Annotated in this window: 18 protein-coding genes and 1 tRNA gene; 15 read left to right on the forward strand and 4 right to left on the reverse strand. The window is 59.9% G+C overall.

Translation table 11 applies throughout. From position 1 onward, the window contains the following. Positions 1–57 precede the first annotated feature (57 nt). Genes ftsH through glmM form a run of 3 tightly spaced genes read left to right on the forward strand, consistent with a single transcriptional unit; the run spans position 58 to position 4,194 of the window. On the forward strand, positions 58–1,956 hold the full coding sequence (ftsH, locus tag ACYPYQ_RS03660; protein ID WP_459719842.1) for an ATP-dependent zinc metalloprotease FtsH: 1,899 nt from the start codon (positions 58–60) through the stop codon (positions 1,954–1,956). Between the two features lie 59 nt (positions 1,957–2,015). Continuing rightward, entirely contained in the window at positions 2,016–2,840 is an 825-nt protein-coding gene (folP, locus tag ACYPYQ_RS03665) for a dihydropteroate synthase (protein ID WP_459719845.1), read from the forward strand. A gap of 1 nt (position 2,841) precedes the next feature. After that, positions 2,842–4,194, forward strand: a complete 1,353-nt coding sequence (gene glmM / locus ACYPYQ_RS03670; protein WP_459719847.1) for a phosphoglucosamine mutase — start codon at positions 2,842–2,844, stop codon at positions 4,192–4,194. Between the two features lie 144 nt (positions 4,195–4,338). Here the strand turns inward: glmM and pstB are convergent, their stop codons facing one another. From pstB to pstS, 4 genes are all read right to left on the reverse strand, one after another. Continuing rightward, positions 4,339–5,112: a phosphate ABC transporter ATP-binding protein PstB gene (gene pstB / locus ACYPYQ_RS03675; protein WP_459719851.1), complete on the reverse strand. Its 774-nt coding sequence runs from the start codon at positions 5,110–5,112 to the stop codon at positions 4,339–4,341. A gap of 18 nt (positions 5,113–5,130) precedes the next feature. Next, the gene (gene pstA, locus ACYPYQ_RS03680) at positions 5,131–5,976 is read right to left on the reverse strand and encodes a phosphate ABC transporter permease PstA (protein WP_459719854.1); all 846 of its coding nucleotides are present in this window, start codon (positions 5,974–5,976) and stop codon (positions 5,131–5,133) included. A 4-nt stretch (positions 5,977–5,980) separates the two neighbouring features. Beyond that, on the reverse strand, positions 5,981–6,946 hold the full coding sequence (gene pstC, locus ACYPYQ_RS03685; protein ID WP_459719857.1) for a phosphate ABC transporter permease subunit PstC: 966 nt from the start codon (positions 6,944–6,946) through the stop codon (positions 5,981–5,983). Positions 6,947–7,037: 91 nt separating this feature from the next. Continuing rightward, positions 7,038–8,084: a phosphate ABC transporter substrate-binding protein PstS gene (gene pstS, locus ACYPYQ_RS03690; protein ID WP_459719861.1), complete on the reverse strand. Its 1,047-nt coding sequence runs from the start codon at positions 8,082–8,084 to the stop codon at positions 7,038–7,040. A gap of 59 nt (positions 8,085–8,143) precedes the next feature. Between pstS and ACYPYQ_RS03695 the strand changes: the two genes are divergently transcribed. The 12 genes from ACYPYQ_RS03695 (at position 8,144) to nuoH (ending at position 17,610) form a co-directional block, all read left to right on the forward strand. Beyond that, complete coding sequence (locus ACYPYQ_RS03695) at positions 8,144–8,284, forward strand: hypothetical protein (protein WP_459719864.1); 141 nt, start codon at positions 8,144–8,146, stop codon at positions 8,282–8,284. A 4-nt stretch (positions 8,285–8,288) separates the two neighbouring features. Next, positions 8,289–9,044, forward strand: coding sequence for a triose-phosphate isomerase (gene tpiA, locus ACYPYQ_RS03700; protein ID WP_459719868.1), 756 nt, complete (start codon positions 8,289–8,291; stop codon positions 9,042–9,044). Between the two features lie 22 nt (positions 9,045–9,066). Continuing rightward, positions 9,067–9,405 carry a preprotein translocase subunit SecG gene (secG, locus tag ACYPYQ_RS03705; protein WP_459719871.1) on the forward strand — a complete coding sequence of 113 codons (339 nt, stop codon included), beginning with the start codon at positions 9,067–9,069 and terminating at the stop codon, positions 9,403–9,405. A gap of 16 nt (positions 9,406–9,421) precedes the next feature. After that, positions 9,422–9,508 (forward strand) — tRNA-Leu (locus ACYPYQ_RS03710). Between the two features lie 110 nt (positions 9,509–9,618). After that, complete coding sequence (locus ACYPYQ_RS03715) at positions 9,619–9,975, forward strand: NADH-quinone oxidoreductase subunit A (protein ID WP_459719873.1); 357 nt, start codon at positions 9,619–9,621, stop codon at positions 9,973–9,975. Positions 9,976–10,115: 140 nt separating this feature from the next. Then, the gene (locus ACYPYQ_RS03720; RefSeq protein ID WP_459719877.1) at positions 10,116–10,598 is read left to right on the forward strand and encodes a NuoB/complex I 20 kDa subunit family protein; all 483 of its coding nucleotides are present in this window, start codon (positions 10,116–10,118) and stop codon (positions 10,596–10,598) included. 2 nt (positions 10,599–10,600) lie between these two features. Beyond that, positions 10,601–11,230 carry an NADH-quinone oxidoreductase subunit C gene (locus ACYPYQ_RS03725; protein ID WP_459719880.1) on the forward strand — a complete coding sequence of 210 codons (630 nt, stop codon included), beginning with the start codon at positions 10,601–10,603 and terminating at the stop codon, positions 11,228–11,230. 16 nt (positions 11,231–11,246) lie between these two features. Next, positions 11,247–12,500, forward strand: coding sequence for an NADH-quinone oxidoreductase subunit D (locus ACYPYQ_RS03730; RefSeq protein WP_459719884.1), 1,254 nt, complete (start codon positions 11,247–11,249; stop codon positions 12,498–12,500). Next, positions 12,500–12,985, forward strand: coding sequence for an NADH-quinone oxidoreductase subunit NuoE (gene nuoE / locus ACYPYQ_RS03735; RefSeq protein WP_459719887.1), 486 nt, complete (start codon positions 12,500–12,502; stop codon positions 12,983–12,985). The genes ACYPYQ_RS03730 and nuoE overlap by 1 nt, the downstream gene beginning before the upstream one ends. After that, positions 12,982–14,244 carry an NADH-quinone oxidoreductase subunit NuoF gene (gene nuoF, locus ACYPYQ_RS03740; protein ID WP_459719890.1) on the forward strand — a complete coding sequence of 421 codons (1,263 nt, stop codon included), beginning with the start codon at positions 12,982–12,984 and terminating at the stop codon, positions 14,242–14,244. Before nuoE ends, nuoF begins: the two co-directional genes overlap by 4 nt. A gap of 22 nt (positions 14,245–14,266) precedes the next feature. Then, positions 14,267–16,546 carry an NADH-quinone oxidoreductase subunit NuoG gene (gene nuoG, locus ACYPYQ_RS03745; RefSeq protein WP_459719893.1) on the forward strand — a complete coding sequence of 760 codons (2,280 nt, stop codon included), beginning with the start codon at positions 14,267–14,269 and terminating at the stop codon, positions 16,544–16,546. Further along, complete coding sequence (gene nuoH, locus ACYPYQ_RS03750) at positions 16,543–17,610, forward strand: NADH-quinone oxidoreductase subunit NuoH (protein WP_459719896.1); 1,068 nt, start codon at positions 16,543–16,545, stop codon at positions 17,608–17,610. Before nuoG ends, nuoH begins: the two co-directional genes overlap by 4 nt. Positions 17,611–17,612: the final 2 nt, after the last annotated feature.

Below are 17,612 nucleotides of genomic sequence, written 5' to 3' on the forward strand. Positions count from 1 at the left end.
TCGCTGCTTCCGTAGTCTAATGTGCTTTCGTTTTCCGCTCATATCTGAGGAGCAAGTGTGAATAATCTGTTCAAAAGTATCGGTATCTGGATGGTCGTCGCCATGGTGCTGATGACGGTCTTCAATCAGTTCAACGCGCGCCAGATGCAGTCTGCGCACGTGCAACTGGATTATTCGCAGTTCCTGGAAGCGGTCCGTGCCGGGCAGATCGAGAAAGTGACCATCGAAGGGCGCACGCTGAAAGCGGTCACGCCTGAAGGCAAGCGCATCACCAGCTTTGCCCCCAGCGATATCTGGTTGGTGTCCGACTTGCTCAAGTACGGGGTGAAGGTGGAGGCCAAGCCGGACGAGGAGCAGGGCTTCTTCACGCAAGTGTTCATCTCGTGGTTCCCCATGCTGTTGCTGATCGGTGTGTGGATCTTCTTCATGCGCCAGATGCAGGGCGGAAAAGGCGGTGGCGCGTTCTCGTTCGGCAAGAGCAAGGCGCGCATGCTGGACGATTCCAAGGAGCGTGTGACCTTTGCCGATGTGGCGGGCTGCGACGAGGCCAAGGAAGAGGTGTCCGAGCTGGTCGATTTCCTGCGCGACCCCTCCAAATTCCAGAACCTCGGCGGGCGCATCCCGCGCGGCGTGCTGATGGTGGGCAGCCCTGGTACCGGCAAGACACTGCTGGCCAAGGCCATCGCGGGCGAAGCCAAGGTGCCGTTCTTTTCCATCTCGGGTTCCGATTTTGTCGAGATGTTCGTCGGTGTCGGTGCGGCGCGTGTGCGCGATATGTTCGAGCAGGCGAAAAAACAGTCGCCCTGCATCATCTTCATCGATGAGATCGATGCTGTGGGTCGCCAGCGCGGTGCGGGTCTGGGCGGCGGCAACGATGAGCGCGAGCAGACATTGAATGCGCTGCTGGTGGAGATGGATGGCTTCGAAGGTTCGTCCGGTGTGATCGTGATCGCTGCCACCAACCGTCCGGATGTGCTGGATGCCGCGTTGTTGCGTCCGGGGCGTTTCGACCGCCAAGTGGTGGTGCCGTTGCCGGACATCCGTGGTCGCGAACAGATCCTGAAAGTGCACATGCGCAAGGTGCCCTGCGCGGAAGACGTGAAGGCGGACATCCTGGCACGCGGCACGCCCGGCATGTCCGGCGCCGACCTGGCCAACCTTGTGAACGAGGCGGCGTTGTTCGCCGCCCGCCGAGGCAAGCGTTTCGTCGAGATGGACGATTTCGAGTCGGCCAAGGACAAGATATTCATGGGCGCTGAACGTAAGTCCATGGTGATGCCGGAAGAGGAGCGTCGCAATACCGCCTATCACGAGGCGGGCCATGCGCTGGTCGCCAAGCTGATGCCGAAGACCGATCCGGTGCACAAGGTCACTATCATCCCGCGCGGCCGCGCGCTGGGTCTGACCATGCAGTTGCCGTCCGAGGACCGCTACAGCATGGACAAGGTGCGCATCCTGTCCACCATCGCCGTGCTGTTCGGCGGGCGCATCGCGGAAGAGATATTCATGGGGCAGATGACCACCGGGGCGTCCAACGATTTCGAGCGCGCCACCGACATGGCGCGCAAGATGGTGACGCAGTGGGGCATGTCCGAGGCATTGGGTACCATGGTGTATGGCGAGAACGAGGGCGAGGTGTTCCTCGGCCGTTCGGTGACCACGCACAAGAACATCTCCGAGGCCAGCATGCAGAAGGTCGATGCCGAGATCCGTCGTATCCTCGACGAGCAATACGCGCTGGCGCGCAAACTGATCGAGGAGAACCGCGACAAGATGGAAGCGATGGCCAAGGCCTTGCTCGAATGGGAGACCATCGACGCTGACCAGATCGACGACATCATGGCGGGCAAGCCACCGCGTCCGCCAAAACCGGCTACGGTCACCGCGCCGGTGGAACCACCCAAGGATGAAGCGCCCACTGCGCCTGCAACCGGCGAACCGGCGCAGGAGACTTGAAGCGGTGATGAGAGAGGCTAGTCGACTAGCCTCTCTTTCTTTTCCTCCAGAATATCCCGATGCAACTCCACTGCGGTCCTTACACACTCGACCTTTCGTGCCCGAAAGTGATGGGCATCGTCAATGTCACGCCCGATTCGTTCTCGGATGGCGGCCGCTATGTATCGTTCTCCAGCGCTGTCGATCATGCCTATCGGCTGGTTGAGGACGGTGCCGCCATACTCGATATCGGCGGCGAATCGACGCGCCCTGGGGCTGCCGAGGTGGGGGAGCAGGAAGAACTGGACCGTGTGTTGCCGGTCATCGAGGGACTGCGCGGTATTGCGGTGTCGATCTCCATCGACACCTGGAAACCGGCGGTGATGCGCGCGGCGCTCGAGGCGGGAGCGACGATGATCAACGATGTGAACGCCTTGCAGGCCGACGGTGCACTGCAGGTCGTGGCGGCGAGCGATGCTGCGGTGTGCCTGATGCACAAGCAGGGGACGCCACAGTCGATGCAGCTTCGGCCGCACTATGATGATGTCGTACTGGAAGTGGCAGACTTCATGCGGCAACGGATAAGCGCCGTGCTGGCGGCCGGAATTGGACGGGACCGTATCGTCATCGATCCCGGCTTTGGTTTCGGCAAGTCGCAGGCGCATAATCTCGCCCTGTTGCGCGAGCTGGGGTCATTTTCAGAACTTGGGCTGCCGCTGCTGGCTGGCCTGTCGCGCAAATCGATGCTGGGGGCGATCACCGGCCGCGATGTGAATGAACGGCTGGCCGCCAGCGTGGCGGCTGCACTGTTGGCTGTGCAACGCGGTGCGGCCATCGTGCGTGTGCATGATGTGCGCGAGACGGCGGATGCCTTGAAGATCTTGAATGCAATGAACGGGGATTGAGATGAGCAGAAAGTATTTCGGCACCGACGGCGTGCGTGGCAAAGTGGGCGAGCATCCCATCACGCCGCAGTTCGTGATGCATCTGGGCTATGCCGCCGGCAAGGTGCTGGCCAAGGCGGAACACTCGCGCGGTGAGCGTCCGGCGGTGCTGATCGGCAAGGACACGCGCATCTCGGGGTACATGCTGGAATCAGCGCTGGAAGCCGGTCTGATCGCGGCGGGTATCGATGTGTATCTGGCCGGTCCGGTGCCGACTCCCGCAGTGGCCTATCTGACGCGCGCACTGCGCTTGCAGGCCGGAGTGGTCATCTCGGCTTCGCACAATCCTTTTGAAGATAACGGCATCAAGTTCTTCTCCGGTAGCGGCACGAAGCTGCCGGACGAGGTCGAGCATGCCATCGAGGCGGCGCTGGATGAGCCGATGCAGACCAATGCTTCCGATGCGCTGGGCAAGGCCAAGCGCATCGATGATGCGGTCGGGCGCTATATCGAGTTCTGTAAGAGCACTTTCCCAAACGAGATGAATCTGCGCGGCATGAAGATCGTGGTGGACTGCGCGCATGGCGCGACCTATCACATCGCGCGCCACGTGTTCCACGAACTGGGGGCGGAAGTCATCGCGATCGGCGCGGAGCCGAACGGCTTGAACATCAATGACGGTTACGGCGCGACCAAACCGCAGAACCTGCAGAAGGCTGTGGTCGAGCATAAAGCTGACATCGGCATCGCGCTGGACGGCGATGGCGACCGCCTGGTGATGGTCGATGCGGCTGGCAAGTTATACGACGGCGACCAGCTGCTGTATGTCATCGCCAGGCAGCATCATGCAGAAGGCACGATGAAGGGGGGCGTGGTCGGCACGCTGATGACCAATCTGGCGTTCGAGCATGCCATGCAGCATCTGGGCATCCCGTTCATGCGCGCCAAGGTGGGTGACCGCTATGTGATGGAGATGCTGCAGCAGCAGGGCTGGCAGTTGGGCGGCGAGAATTCGGGACACATCATCTGTCTGGACAAGCACAGCACCGGCGACGGCATCGTCTCGGCGTTGCAGGTTCTTCATGCCTTGCGCATGAAGAAGCAGACGCTGGCCGAAGCGGCTGGCGACCTGCAGATGTATCCGCAAGTGCTGATCAATGTGAAGATGGCCAAAAAAGAAGACCTTTCGCATCATCCCAAGGTGAAACATGCGGTGGACACCGCCGAGGTCATGCTGGATGGCAAAGGGCGCGTACTGCTGCGTCCGTCCGGTACCGAGCCCTTGTTGCGTGTGATGGTCGAAGGCGAGGATGGCGCCAAGGTGCATCTGTGCGCGGAGAAGATCGCGGAAGCGGTGAGAGCGGCTGCGGCTTAGTTGTAATCTGTCTGGCTGAAATGAAGAACGCCGAGCTTTGCTCGGCGTTCTTGTTGGTGCGTACTGTATGTCAGGGCAAAGCGAGCAGCGATGAAGCGGCTACGGCTAACCCGAAGGTAAGTCTGCCGCAATTTCACTGGACGATTAACCGAATCGCCCGGTGATATAGTCTTCAGTCTCTTTGCGCTTGGGGTTGGTGAACACGGTGCTGGTGTCGCCGAACTCGATCAGGTCGCCCAGGTACATATAGGCGGTGAAGTCGGAGATGCGTGCCGCCTGCTGCATGTTGTGGGTCACGATGACAATGGTGAAGTCCTTCTTCAGTTCGTCGATCAGCTTCTCGATGTGCGCGGTGGAGATGGGGTCGAGCGCGGAAGTCGGCTCGTCCAGCAGCAGCACTTGCGGCTTGACCGCGATGGCGCGCGCGATACACAGGCGTTGCTGTTGACCGCCGGACAGGCTGGTGCCGCTCTGCTTCAGTTTGTCGCTGACCTCGCCCCACAATGCCGCTTTCTTCAGTGCCCATTCAACGCGTTCATCCATCTCGTTGCGGCTCAGGTTTTCGTACAGTTTCACGCCGAAAGCGATGTTGTCGTAGATCGACATCGGGAATGGCGTCGGCTTCTGGAACACCATGCCGATCTTGGCGCGCAGCATGTTCAGGTCTTGCTTGGGATCGAGCACGTTGCTGCCGTCCAGCATGATCTGGCCGGTAGCCTTCTGTTTCGGGTACAGCTGATACATGCGGTTGAAGGTGCGCAGCAGGGTCGATTTGCCGCAGCCGGACGGGCCGATGAAGGCGGTGACCATCTTCTCGGCGATGTCCAGATTGATGTCCTTGAGCGCACGATACTTGCCGTAGAAGAAGTTGAGGTCTCGTACGATGACCTTGGGCGGATTGACTGTTTCAGCGTTCATGAGTAGAAATTCCCGATATCAATGTGTGGTGGCACTCTGGCGGAACAGGATGCGCGCCAGGATGTTGAGCGTGAGTACGCTGAGCGTGATCAGCAGTGCGCCGGCCCATGCGAGATGCTGCCAGTCCTCGTAGGGGCTCATGGCAAACTGGAAGATCACCACCGGCAGGTTGGCCAGCGGGTTGTTCATGTCGGCGCTCCAGAACTGGTTGTTCAGCGCGGTGAACAACAGCGGTGCTGTTTCGCCGCTGATACGGGCGATGGCCAGCATCACGCCGGTGATAATGCCGGCACGCGCGGCGCGTAGTGTGACGAAGTTGACGATCTTCCATTGCGGCGCGCCGAGTGCGGCGGCGGCTTCACGCAGGGTATTCGGTACCAGGCGCAGCATGTTTTCGGTGGTGCGGATCACGATGGGAATGACGATGATCGCCAAGGCAATGGCACCCGCCCAGCCGGAGAAGTGGCGCACATGCACGACATAGACTTCATACACGAACAGGCCGATCACGATGGACGGGGCGGACAGCAGGATGTCGTTGATGAAGCGGGTCACCGGTGCCAGCCAGCCGCGCTGACCGAACTCGGCCAGATAGGTGCCGGCGAGGATGCCGATGGGTGTGCCGATCAATGTGCCGAGCAGACTCATGATCAACGTACCGGCGATCGCGTTCAGCAGGCCGCCGTCGCTGCCGGGCGGCGGTGTCATCTGTGTGAATACGGCCGGCACCAGTGCGGGCAGGCCGTGGCTGAGCAGGGTCAGCAAAATCCAGCATAGCCAGAACAGGCCAAAGGCCATGGCGAGAATGGAAATCAGCAGTCCGACTGCATTGATGATGCGGCGGCGGGTATAGAGTGTCAGCATGATGTTATGTCGCCTGGCCTTCGCGCTTGCCCAGTTTGTGCAGCAGCAGGCGGGCGAATGACAGCACGACGAAGGTGATGAAGAAAAGGATCAAGCCGAGTTCGATCAGCGATGAGTTGTACAGGCCTCCGACGGCTTCGGTGAATTCATTGGCCAATGCGGAGGAGATGCTGTTGCCGGGCATCAGTAACGATTTGCTCAGTTCATGCGCATTGCCGATGACGAAGGTGACGGCCATGGTCTCCCCCAGCGCGCGTCCGAGTCCCAGCATGATGCCGCCGACCACGCCGATGCGGGTGTAGGGCAGCACGACTTTCATCACCACTTCCCACGTTGTGGCGCCGACGCCGTATGCGGATTCTTTCAGCATCGGCGGGACCACTTCGAACACGTCGCGCATGACGGAGGCGATGAAGGGAATCACCATGATGGCGAGGATAATGCCGGCGGTCAAAATGCCGATACCCATGGGCGGGCCCGAGAAGAAGGGGCCGAGCATGGGGATGGTGCCGATATGGTCATTGATCCACGGTTCAATATGGTCGGCAAAGAAAGGGGCGAATACGAACAAGCCCCACATGCCGTAAATGATGCTGGGAATGCCCGCCAGCAATTCAACGGCGATGCCGAGCGGTCGGCGCAATACGCGCGGTGACAACTCGGTCAGGAATATGGCGATACCGAAGCTGACCGGAATGGCGATCAGCAGAGCGATACCGGATGTAGCCAATGTGCCAACGATGGGTACCAGTGCGCCGTATTCATCGGTGACCGGATTCCATTCATGGTTAACGAGAAAGTTAAAACCGAACGCATTGATCGCAGGCATGCTGCCTATCACCAGTGAATAGATGATCGCCAGTAATAGTGCCAGTACACCAAAGGCCGACAGACGGGTCAGGGCACGGAACAACATGTCCAGCCATATCTGTTGCTTGAGCCGGGCTTGGTGCAGGAGCGTCGATTTCATTGTTGTAAAAAGTCTAGAGTGAAATTGGGGGGCATGGCGCCCCCCGAATTATAACTTGAGCGCGCCGAAAAGCGCGCCCAAACCTGCCTGCTTACTTCCAGATTGCGTTGCCTTTGCTATCCTTGATCTGCTTTGCCCATGCGGCATTGATCATTTTGACCACGTTATCCGGCATCGGGATGTAGTCCAGTTCAGATGCCATTTTGTCGCCGTTCGCATATGCCCAGTCGAAGAACTTCAGCACTTGTGTGGCGGATGCCGCGTTGTCCTGATTCTTGTAAACCAGAATAAAGGTGGCGCCGACGATAGGCCAGCTGTCCTTGCCCGGCTCGTTGGTCAGGATTTCATAGAAGCCCTTGTCGGCATCCCACTTGGCGTTGGCGGCGGCAGCCATGAAATTGGCGGCTTCCGGCTTGACGAAATGGCCTTCGCGGTTCTTCAGCAGAACGTAGGACATCTTGTTTTGCAGCGCGTAGGCATACTCGACATAGCCGACGGCGCCCTTGATGCGTTGCACGTAGGATGCGACGCCTTCGTTACCTTTGCCGCCGGTACCGACCGGCCATTTCACGGCAGAGCCCGCGCCCACGCTGCGCATCCACTCGGTGCTGACTTGGGACAGGTAGGTTGCGAAGATGAAAGTAGTGCCGGAGCCGTCGGAACGGTGTACGACGGTGATGGCTTGGTCAGGCAGAGCGACGCCTTTGTTGTCGGCAACGATGCGCGGATCGTTCCACTTGGTGATCTTGCCCAGATAGATGGCGGACAAGGTGTCGCCGGTCAGTTTCAGTTCGCCAGGTGCCACGCCTTCCACGTTGACCACGGGTACCACGCCGCCAATCACGGTCGGGAACTGGGTCAGGCCGTCAAATGCCAGCTCTTCCGGCTTCAGGGGGGCGTCGGATGCGCCGAAGTCGACGGTCTTGGCTTTGATCTGCTTGATGCCGCCGCCGGAGCCGATGGACTGATAGTTCATGCCCACGCCAGTTTGTGCCTTATAAGCTTCCGCCCACTTGGCGTAGACGGGGTAGGGGAAAGTCGCGCCAGCGCCGGTGATGTCGGTAGCGTGCGCCACGGTTGCGCCCAGCAGTGTCAAGGACAGGCCGAGCCCGCTCAAGATTCGATTCAGTTTGTTCATTAATAGATTCTCCGAAGGATTGATCGTTTTGCTCGACTTATGTCAGCGGGATGCATCGTATGCGCCAATTGTTACATGATTATTACACAAGCCATTCTGGCGTGACGCTGATACAGGCTGCGCTGGATGGATTTTTTCGCGGATTGACCGAAGTTGGTTTCGCCGTTACTATCGCCGACCTCAAAACGTCGGAAGAATAGTCTGATGCGACGCAAACTAGTGGTTGGGAACTGGAAGATGCACGGCAGTCTCGCAGGCAACAAGGCGTTGCTGGAGGGGGTGCTGGCAGGGGTGAAGGTTGTGCGGGGGGCGGATTTCGGCGTATGTGCGCCTTATCCTTATCTGTCCCAGTTGCAATCCATGTTGCAAGGAAGCAATGTGGGTTGGGGGGCGCAAAGTTTGAGCCAGCATGAGAAAGGCGCGTTCACCGGAGAGGTGGCGCCGGGTATGTTGGTCGATTTTGGATGTCAATACGTTATTGTCGGGCACAGTGAGCGCCGTGCCCTGTTCGCCGAGAGCGATGAGGTTGTGGCTGCCAAGTTTGACGCGGCCATTAAATTCGGCCTGACGCCGATCTTCTGTGTCGGCGAAACATTGGATGAGCGCGAAAGCGGCGTGACCGAGCAAGTGGTGGCGCGCCAGTTGGATGCGGTACTTAATCATGTTGGCGCCCAGGATCTGGCCAAGTCGGTCATTGCCTATGAGCCGGTATGGGCGATCGGTACCGGCAAGACCGCAACGCCGGAGCAGGCGCAGGCAGTGCATGCCTTCATCCGTCAGCGCGTGGCGAAGAAGGATGGCGCCGTGGCGCAAGGGCTGCGGATCCTTTACGGCGGCAGCATGAAGCCGGGCAATGCGGCGGAATTGATGGGAATGGCGGATATCGACGGTGGTCTGATCGGCGGTGCGTCATTGGTGGCGGAAGAATTCGTGGCGATTTGTAGTGCCGCGCAAAAATAAATTTTAGAAGCTGGAGTCGAGCGTGGAAACATTGGTTTGGGTGGTGCATGTAATTACTGCGGTGGTGCTGATTGTTTTGGTGCTGATCCAGCATGGCAAGGGGGCTGATATGGGCGCCGCGTTCGGTACCGGTTCTGCGGGTAGCCTGTTCGGTTCCAGCGGTTCCGCCAATTTTCTGAGTCGCAGCACGGCGGTGGCGGCTACCATCTTCTTCATCACCAGCCTGACGCTGACTTCCATGTATGCGCAGCCGGCCAAACAGGCAGGGGTGATGGATCGTGTGGATGTGAATGCATTGCAGGTGGATGCACCGGCAGCGGCAGGCGCGCCTGATTCCAAGGCAAAGGAAATCCCGCGATAATTTTTACGAGTAGCATGCGGAGTTGGCGGAATTGGTAGACGCGCAGCCTTGAGGTGGCTGTGTCCGAAAGGACGTGTGGGTTCGAGTCCCATGCCCCGCACCAGACAATACAAAGAAGAACCTGGCTGATTCGGTAACAGGTCGAAATATAAAACTAGAGCATTGCTTTGCACTCCGCTATATTGCGGGTTCACAGAGGGAGGGGACTCAAGCATGTTGGAAAATTATTTTCCGGTACTGTTGTTTATCGGCATCGCTTTGGTAATGGGTGTTGCACCCTTGGTTCTCGGCATCATCACCGGGCCGAACCGTCCTGACGAAAAAAAATTATCTCCGTACGAATGCGGTTTTGAGGCTTTTGAAGATGCGCGCATGAAGTTCGATGTGCGTTTCTATCTCGTTGCCATCCTGTTCATCCTGTTCGATCTTGAGATCGCCTTCCTCTTTCCCTGGGCGATCGTTCTGAAAGAGATCGGCACCTTCGGTTTCGTTTCCATGATGGTTTTTCTGGCCATTCTCGTGGTCGGATTTGTCTATGAATGGATGAAGGGCGCACTGGAATGGGAGTAAAAGCACAAGCGCGGATGCAATCGTCCGCGCTTGTTGCATTCAATTGAATTTGCAGGGCCGCGGAACGCCAGCGAGAGTATCTAAAACATGAATGCGCGACCGCCGTAAGGTGTTGTTGTGCACGATGAAGAGGGGAGCATATGGGCATTGAAGGAATTCTGGAAAAAGGCGTGATCACCACCACTGCCGACACCATTATCAATTACGCGCGTACCGGTTCCCTGTGGCCGATGACCTTCGGTCTGGCATGCTGTGCCGTCGAGATGATGCATGCCGCTTTGCCGCGTTACGACCTGGACCGTTTCGGTGCCGGTGCTTTCCGTCCCAGCCCGCGCCAGTCCGATGTGATGATCGTGGCGGGTACCTTGTGCAACAAGATGGCGCCAGCCTTGCGCAAGGTCTACGACCAGATGGCCGAGCCGCGCTGGGTGATCTCCATGGGCTCCTGCGCCAACGGTGGCGGCTACTATCACTATTCCTATTCCGTGGTGCGCGGTTGTGATCGCATCGTCCCCGTCGATATCTATGTTCCCGGCTGCCCGCCGACGGCGGAAGCCTTGCTGTACGGCGTGATCCAGTTGCAAAACAAGATCAAGCGCACCAACACCATCGCCCGGGGCTGATCATGACTACCGACCTCAAAATTCTGAAATCCAATCTGGCCGAAGCATTCGGTTCGAAAGTGGTGAGTCTGCAAGAACGCTTGGGCGAATTGACGATGGTGATCAAGGCTGCCGACATGCTCAGCGTCTTCACCCGCCTGCGTGATGATGCCGACCTGCGCTTTGAAGAATTGATCGATCTGTGCGGTATCGACTACTCAACCTACGGCAGCGAAACTTGCGAGGACGGCCGATATCTGGCCGACCAGCCGCACCGGGGGCCACGCTTCGCCACCATCTACCATCTGCTTTCCATCACCCACAACATCAGATTGCGCGTGCGCGTGTTCGCCGAGGACGACGCGATGCCGATGATGGATTCCGTAATCGGCGTGTGGCCGGTGGCGAACTGGTACGAGCGCGAGGCGTTCGACCTGTATGGCACGATCTTCAAGGGGCATCCGGACCTGCGCCGCCTGCTGACCGACTACGGTTTCGTCGGCAATCCGTTCCGCAAGGATTTCCCGCTGTCGGGTACCGTCGAGATGCGTTACGACGCGGATCAGCGCCGCGTGATTTATGAGCCGGTGTCGGTAGAGCCGCGCGAGATCACGCCGCGCACCATGCGCGAAGAGCAGTACGGTCGAAACTAAAGGCAGAGAGACGGTAATGGCTGAGATAAAGAATTACACCCTGAATTTTGGACCCCAGCATCCCGCAGCTCACGGCGTCTTGCGCCTGGTGCTGGAGCTGGACGGCGAAGTGGTCGAGCGCGCCGACCCGCACATCGGTCTGCTGCATCGCGGCACCGAGAAGCTGGCCGAGCACAAGACCTTCCTGCAGGCCATGCCCTACATGGACCGGCTGGATTACGTGTCGCCGATGTGCAACGAGCATGCTTATGTGATGGCGGTGGAGAAGCTGGCCGGTATCGAAGTGCCGATCCGCGCGCAATACATCCGCGTCATGTACGACGAGATCACCCGCATCCTGAACCACCTGCTGTGGCTGGGCGCGGTGGGCATCGACCTCGGCGCGATGACCATGTTCTTCTACGCCTTCCGCGACCGCGAAGACTTGGTGGACGCCTACGAGGCGGTCGCCGGTGCGCGCCTGCATGCCGCCTACTATCGCCCGGGCGGCGTGTACCGCGATCTGCCCGAAGTCATGCCGCACTACAAAGAGAGCAAGATCCACAACGCGGCGGATGTGAAGCGCATGAACGAGAACCGTCAGGGTTCGCTGCTCGACTTCATCGAAGACTTCACCGTGCGTTTCCCCAAGCATATCGACGAATTCGAAACGCTGCTCACCGACAACCGTATCTGGAAACAGCGCACCGTCGGTATCGGCGTGGTCACGCCGGAGCGCGCCATGGCGCTGGGTTTCACCGGCCCCATGCTGCGCGGCTCGGGCATCGCCTGGGACCTGCGCAAGAAGCAGCCGTACGAGGTGTACGACAAGCTGGACTTCGACATCCCGGTGGGTGTCGAGGGCGACTGCTACGACCGCTATCTGGTGCGCGTGGAAGAGATGCGCCAGTCCTTGCGCATCATCCGCCAGTGTATCGACTGGCTGCGCAAGAACCCCGGCCCGGTCATGGCCGACGATCTGAAATACGCACCGCCCAAGCGCGAAGCGATGAAGCAGAACATGGAAGAACTGATCCACCACTTCAAGTTCTTCACCGAAGGCATGCACGTGCCGGCCGGCGAGGTGTATTCCGCCGTCGAGCATCCCAAGGGTGAGTTCGGCATCTATCTGGCATCGGATGGCGCCAACAAGCCGTATCGCATGAAGATCCGCGCACCGGGTTTCACACACCTGTCCAGTCTGGATGAGATGACACGCGGCCATATGATCGCCGACGTGGTCGCCATCATCGGTACGCAGGATATCGTTTTCGGGGAGGTAGACCGCTGATGTTGTCGCAACAGATCACGACGCTCATCGACAAAGAGCTGAACAAATATCCCGCCGACCAGCGCCAGTCCGCCGTGATGGCCGCCTTGCGTTTCGTGCAGGACGAGAAGGGCTGGATCGCGCCGGAAGACATGGCCGATGTGGCCGTCTATCTGGGCATGCCGCAGATGGCGGTCTACGAAGTGGCGACCTTCTACCACATGTACAACCTCAAGCCGATGGGCAAGCACACGCTGACCGTGTGCACCAACCTGTCGTGCACGCTGTGCGGCGCGGGCGACACGGTGAGCTATCTGGAGCAGAAGCTCGGCATCAGGATGAACGAGGTCACGCCCGACGGCAAGTTCGGTCTGCGCGAAGGCGAATGCATGGGGGCCTGTATCGATGCGCCCTTGCTGAACGTGAACAACAAGAAGATGTGCGGCAAGCTGACGCCGGCAAAGATCGACCGCATTCTGGCCGATCTGGAAGGAGGCAAGGCATGAGCAAGTCCATCATTCTCGCCACCGCCGCCGACGGTCTGGCGAATCTCGACAACTATGTGAAGGCGGGCGGCTATCAGGCGCTGCGCAAAGTCCTGACCGAGAAGATGTCGCCCGATCTGATCATCTCCGAAGTCAAGGCTTCCAATCTGCGCGGCCGCGGCGGTGCGGGTTTCCCCACCGGCCTGAAGTGGAGCTTCATGCCGCGCAACTACGAGGGCGACAAATACATCGTCTGCAACTCGGACGAAGGCGAACCCGGCACCTGCAAGGACTGGGACATCCTGCGCTACAACCCGCACATGCTGATCGAAGGCATGGCCATCGCCGCGTATGCGATGGGCGTGAAAGCCGGCTACAACTATGTGCACGGCGAGATCTTCGAAGCCTACGAGATCATGGAGCAAGCTTGCGCGGATGCGCGCAAAGCGGGCTATCTGGGCAAGGGCATCCTCGGCACCGATTTCGAATTCGATCTCTTCAACCACATGGGCTACGGCGCCTACGTGTGCGGCGAAGAGACCGCGTTGCTGGAATCCATCGAAGGCAAGAAGGGCCAGCCGCGCTTCAAGCCGCCGTTCCCGGCCAGCTTCGGCCTGTACGGCAAGCCGACCACCATCAACAACACCGAGACCTTCGCCAGCATCCCTTACATCATCGCCAACGGCGGCAAGAAGTTCGCCGACCTCGGCGTGCCGAACAGCGGCGGCATCAAGCTGTTCTCGGTGTCCGGTCATGTGAACAATCCGGGCAACTTCGAGGTGCCGATGGGTACGCCGTTCCGCGACCTGCTGGCGATGGCCGGCGGCGTGCGTCACGGCCACAAGCTCAAAGCGGTCATCCCCGGCGGTTCTTCCATGCCGGTGCTGCCGGGCGACATCATGATGGACGTCAACATGGATTACGACTCGTTGCAGAAGGCGGGTTCCTATCTGGGCTCGGGTGCGGTGATCGTGATGGACGATACGACCTGCATGGTGCGTGCGCTGGAGCGTCTGTCCTACTTCTATTTTGAAGAGTCTTGCGGCCAGTGCACGCCTTGCCGCGAAGGCACGGGCTGGCTGTACCGCATCGTGCATCGCATCGAAAAGGGCGAGGGCAAGCCGGAAGACCTGGATCTGCTGCTTGAACTCTGCGACAACATCGCCGGCCGCACCATCTGCGCGCTGGGTGATGCAGCAGCTTGGCCGGTGCAGGGCATGCTCAAGCACTACCGCAAGGAATTCGAATATCACATCGAGCACAAGCGTTGCCTCGTGTGAATCTGAATGGAATAGGTGAGCAATGATCAATATCGAAATCGACGGTAAGCAGATCCAGACGGAAAACGGTTCCACCGTGATCGAAGCCGCGCATCAAGCCGGCATCGCCATTCCGCACTTCTGCTACCACAAGAAACTTTCCATCGCCGCGAACTGCCGCATGTGTCTGGTGCAGGTGGAAAAGGCACCGAAACCCTTGCCCGCCTGCGCCACGCCGGTGAGCGAAGGCATGAAGGTGTTCACGCATTCCGAGCAGGCTGTCAAAGCGCAAAAAGGCGTGATGGAGTTCCTGCTCATCAATCACCCGCTGGATTGCCCGATCTGCGACCAGGGCGGCGAGTGCATGCTGCAGGACATGTCGGTCGGCTATGGCAGCGGTCATTCGCGCTACCACGAAGAGAAGCGCATGGTGCTGAGCAAGGACATCGGCCCGCTGGTATCGGCGGAAGAGATGAGCCGCTGCATCAACTGCACGCGCTGTGTGCGTTTCGGCCAGGAGATCGCCGGCCAGATGGAACTGGGCCAGGCTTTCCGCGGCGAACATGCCGAGATCATGTCTTTCGTCTCCGGCACTGTCGATTCCGAACTGTCCGGCAACATGATCGACCTGTGCCCGGTGGGCGCGCTGACCAGCAAACCGTTCCGCTACAAAGCACGCAGCTGGGAATTGTCGCGCCGCCGCTCGGTGAGCGCGCACGACAGTCTGGGTTCCGGCCTTGCCGTGCACACCAAGAACAACCGCGTGCTGCGCGTGTTGCCCATCGAGAATGAAGAAATCAACGAATGCTGGCTGTCCGACCGCGACCGTTTCGCCTATGAAGGGCTGAACAGCGAACAGCGTCTGGACAAGCCGATGATCAAGCAGGGCGGTCAGTGGCAGGAAGTGGACTGGCAGGCCGCGCTGGAGTTCTGCGCCAACGGTCTGCGCCAGATCGCGAACGGCGCGGGTGCCGAGCAGATCGGCGCGCTGGCGACCGGCAATTCGACGCTGGAAGAGATGTACCTGCTGCAGAAACTGATGCGCGGCATCGGCAGCGACAACGTCGACTTCCGTCTGCGCCAGAGCGATTTCTCCGCCGACGGCAAACAGCAGGGCGCGCCCTGGCTGGGCATGTCCATCGCCGACATCGGCAAGGCGGACCGCATCCTCATCGTCGGCAGCTTCCTGCGCAAGGATCACCCGCTGCTCGCGGCACGTATCCGCAAGGCAGCGGTGCGCGGTGCAAAAGTCAGCGTGATCCATTCCACCGACGACGATCTGCTGATGAAGGTGGCACACAAAGCCATCGTCGCGCCGGGTGCAATGGTCGATACCCTGACCCAGGTCGCCAAAGATGTCGCTGCCAAACAGGCCGGCGGTATCGCCGGCAGTCTGGCGAGCGGTGAGCGCGTGGCGGTGTTGCTCGGCAACTTTGCGCAACAACATCCGCAGGCTGCGCAACTGCAGGCCTTGGCGCAACAGATCGCGAACGTCACCGGCGGCAAGTTCGGCTTCATCGGCGAATCCGCCAACAGCGTCGGCGGCTATCTGGTGCACGCCACGCCGGCAGGCAAGGGGCTGAACGCCGCTGCCATGCTGGCGACGCCGCGCAAGGCTTATATATTGCTCAATGTCGAACCGGAACTGGACTGTGCCGATGCGCGACAAGCCATCGCCGCGATGCAGGCTGCCGATCTGGTGATCGCCATGTCGGCCTACAAGCACGGCGCCACGGAATATGCCGATGTGCTGTTGCCAATCGCGCCGTTCACCGAGACATCCGGCACCTTCGTCAGCGGCGAAGGTCGCGTGCAAACATTCAACGGCAGCGTGAAGCCGCTGGGCGAAGCGCGCCCGGCCTGGAAAGTGTTGCGCGTGCTCGGCAATCTGCTCAAGGTGGAAGGCTTTGAATACGAGACTTCGCAAGCGGTGCGCGACGAAGCGTTGCAGGGCGTGGATGTCGCGGCCAGACTGAGCAATGCGGTAAGCGGCATCGAGTCCAAGGCGGCCGCCGCGAATGGCTTGCAGCGCGTGGCGGATGTTCCGATCTACGCCACCGACGCCATCGTGCGTCGTGCCGTGTCCTTGCAGGCGACGGCAGATGCCGCCCCCCCCAAGGCATGGCTGCGCGGCAGCGAGTTGAGCAAGCTGGGCATCGCCGCCGGCGCGCAAGTGAAGGTCGCGCAAGGGCAGGGCAGCGCGCTGCTCGAAGCCGCGGTCGATGATGGATTGCCCGAGGGCGTGGTGCGTGTGGCAGCTGGTCATCCGATGACCGCGATGCTGGGTGCGATGTTTGGAACGATCACAGTGGAGCGAGCATGATAGAACTGCTGCAAACCGTACATCAGATGGGCGAAGGCCTGCTCGGCGCGGCCTGGCTGCCGGTGTGGACGGCCGTGAAGATCCTGGCCATCGTGCTGCCCATCATGGGTGGCGTGGCTTACTACACGCTGGCCGAACGCAAAGTGCTGGGCTTCATGCAAGTGCGTCCCGGCCCGAACCGCGTGGGTTACTGGGGGCTGCTGCAACCGGTTGCCGACGGCATCAAGCTGCTGCTCAAGGAGTTCATCATCCCGTCCGGCGCGAACAAGTTCCTGTTCCTCGCGGCACCGGTGATGGCGTTGACACCGGCGCTGGCTGCCTGGGCGGTGGTGCCGTTCTTCGATGGCGGGACATTGGCCAATGTGAACGCCGGTCTGCTCTACCTGCTGGCGATGACCTCGCTCGGCGTGTACGGCATCATCATCGCGGGCTGGGCGTCGAATTCCAAATACGCCTTTCTCGGTGCATTGCGTTCCGCCGCGCAGATCGTGTCTTACGAACTGGCGATGGGCTTCGCGCTGGTGTGCGTGCTGCTGGCGGCGCAGAGTCTGAACATGGGCGAGATCGTGCAAGGACAGCAGAGTGAATACGGTCTGTTCGGCTGGTACTGGGTGCCGCTGTTCCCGATGTTCGTGGTGTATTTCCTCGCCGGCGTGGCGGAGACCAACCGCGCGCCGTTCGATCTGGCCGAAGACGAATCCGCCATCGTGGCCGGTTTCCACACCGAATACTCCGGCATGGGCTTCGCGCTGTTCTTCCTGGCCGAATACGCCAACATGATCCTGATCGCGGCGCTGACCGTGGTGTTCTTCCTCGGCGGCTATCTGAATCCCTTCCACGGTTGGGGCGCGCTGGGAGAATTCACCGACCAGGTGCCGGGACTGTTCTGGATGCTGGCCAAGATGTCCATCTTCCTGTTCCTGTTCCTGTGGTTGCGCGCGACCTTCCCGCGTTACCGCTATGACCAGTTGATGCGCCTCGGCTGGAAAGTATTCATTCCGCTGACACTGATCTGGGTGGTGGTGGTCGCCTCCTGGATGCAGACGTCGTTGTGGGTATGGTGAGA

This window comes from Sideroxyarcus sp. TK5 (assembly GCF_054601595.1).

Excerpts from the sequence above, each read along its gene's own strand:
- ACYPYQ_RS03715 (WP_459719873.1), top strand. The coding sequence starts at position 9,619 with ATGTTGGAAAATTATTTTCCGGTACTGTTGTTTATCGGCATCGCTTTG.
- nuoG (WP_459719893.1), top strand. The coding sequence starts at position 14,267 with ATGATCAATATCGAAATCGACGGTAAGCAGATCCAGACGGAAAACGGT.
- folP (WP_459719845.1), top strand. The coding sequence starts at position 2,016 with ATGCAACTCCACTGCGGTCCTTACACACTCGACCTTTCGTGCCCGAAA.
- pstA (WP_459719854.1), bottom strand. The coding sequence starts at position 5,976 with ATGCTGACACTCTATACCCGCCGCCGCATCATCAATGCAGTCGGACTG.
- pstC (WP_459719857.1), bottom strand. The coding sequence starts at position 6,946 with ATGAAATCGACGCTCCTGCACCAAGCCCGGCTCAAGCAACAGATATGG.
- ACYPYQ_RS03730 (WP_459719884.1), top strand. The coding sequence starts at position 11,247 with ATGGCTGAGATAAAGAATTACACCCTGAATTTTGGACCCCAGCATCCC.
- glmM (WP_459719847.1), top strand. The coding sequence starts at position 2,842 with ATGAGCAGAAAGTATTTCGGCACCGACGGCGTGCGTGGCAAAGTGGGC.
- nuoE (WP_459719887.1), top strand. The coding sequence starts at position 12,500 with ATGTTGTCGCAACAGATCACGACGCTCATCGACAAAGAGCTGAACAAA.
- ACYPYQ_RS03725 (WP_459719880.1), top strand. The coding sequence starts at position 10,601 with ATGACTACCGACCTCAAAATTCTGAAATCCAATCTGGCCGAAGCATTC.
- pstB (WP_459719851.1), bottom strand. The coding sequence starts at position 5,112 with ATGAACGCTGAAACAGTCAATCCGCCCAAGGTCATCGTACGAGACCTC.
- nuoH (WP_459719896.1), top strand. The coding sequence starts at position 16,543 with ATGATAGAACTGCTGCAAACCGTACATCAGATGGGCGAAGGCCTGCTC.
- ACYPYQ_RS03720 (WP_459719877.1), top strand. The coding sequence starts at position 10,116 with ATGGGCATTGAAGGAATTCTGGAAAAAGGCGTGATCACCACCACTGCC.
- pstS (WP_459719861.1), bottom strand. The coding sequence starts at position 8,084 with ATGAACAAACTGAATCGAATCTTGAGCGGGCTCGGCCTGTCCTTGACA.
- ACYPYQ_RS03695 (WP_459719864.1), top strand. The coding sequence starts at position 8,144 with ATGCGCCAATTGTTACATGATTATTACACAAGCCATTCTGGCGTGACG.
- nuoF (WP_459719890.1), top strand. The coding sequence starts at position 12,982 with ATGAGCAAGTCCATCATTCTCGCCACCGCCGCCGACGGTCTGGCGAAT.
- tpiA (WP_459719868.1), top strand. The coding sequence starts at position 8,289 with ATGCGACGCAAACTAGTGGTTGGGAACTGGAAGATGCACGGCAGTCTC.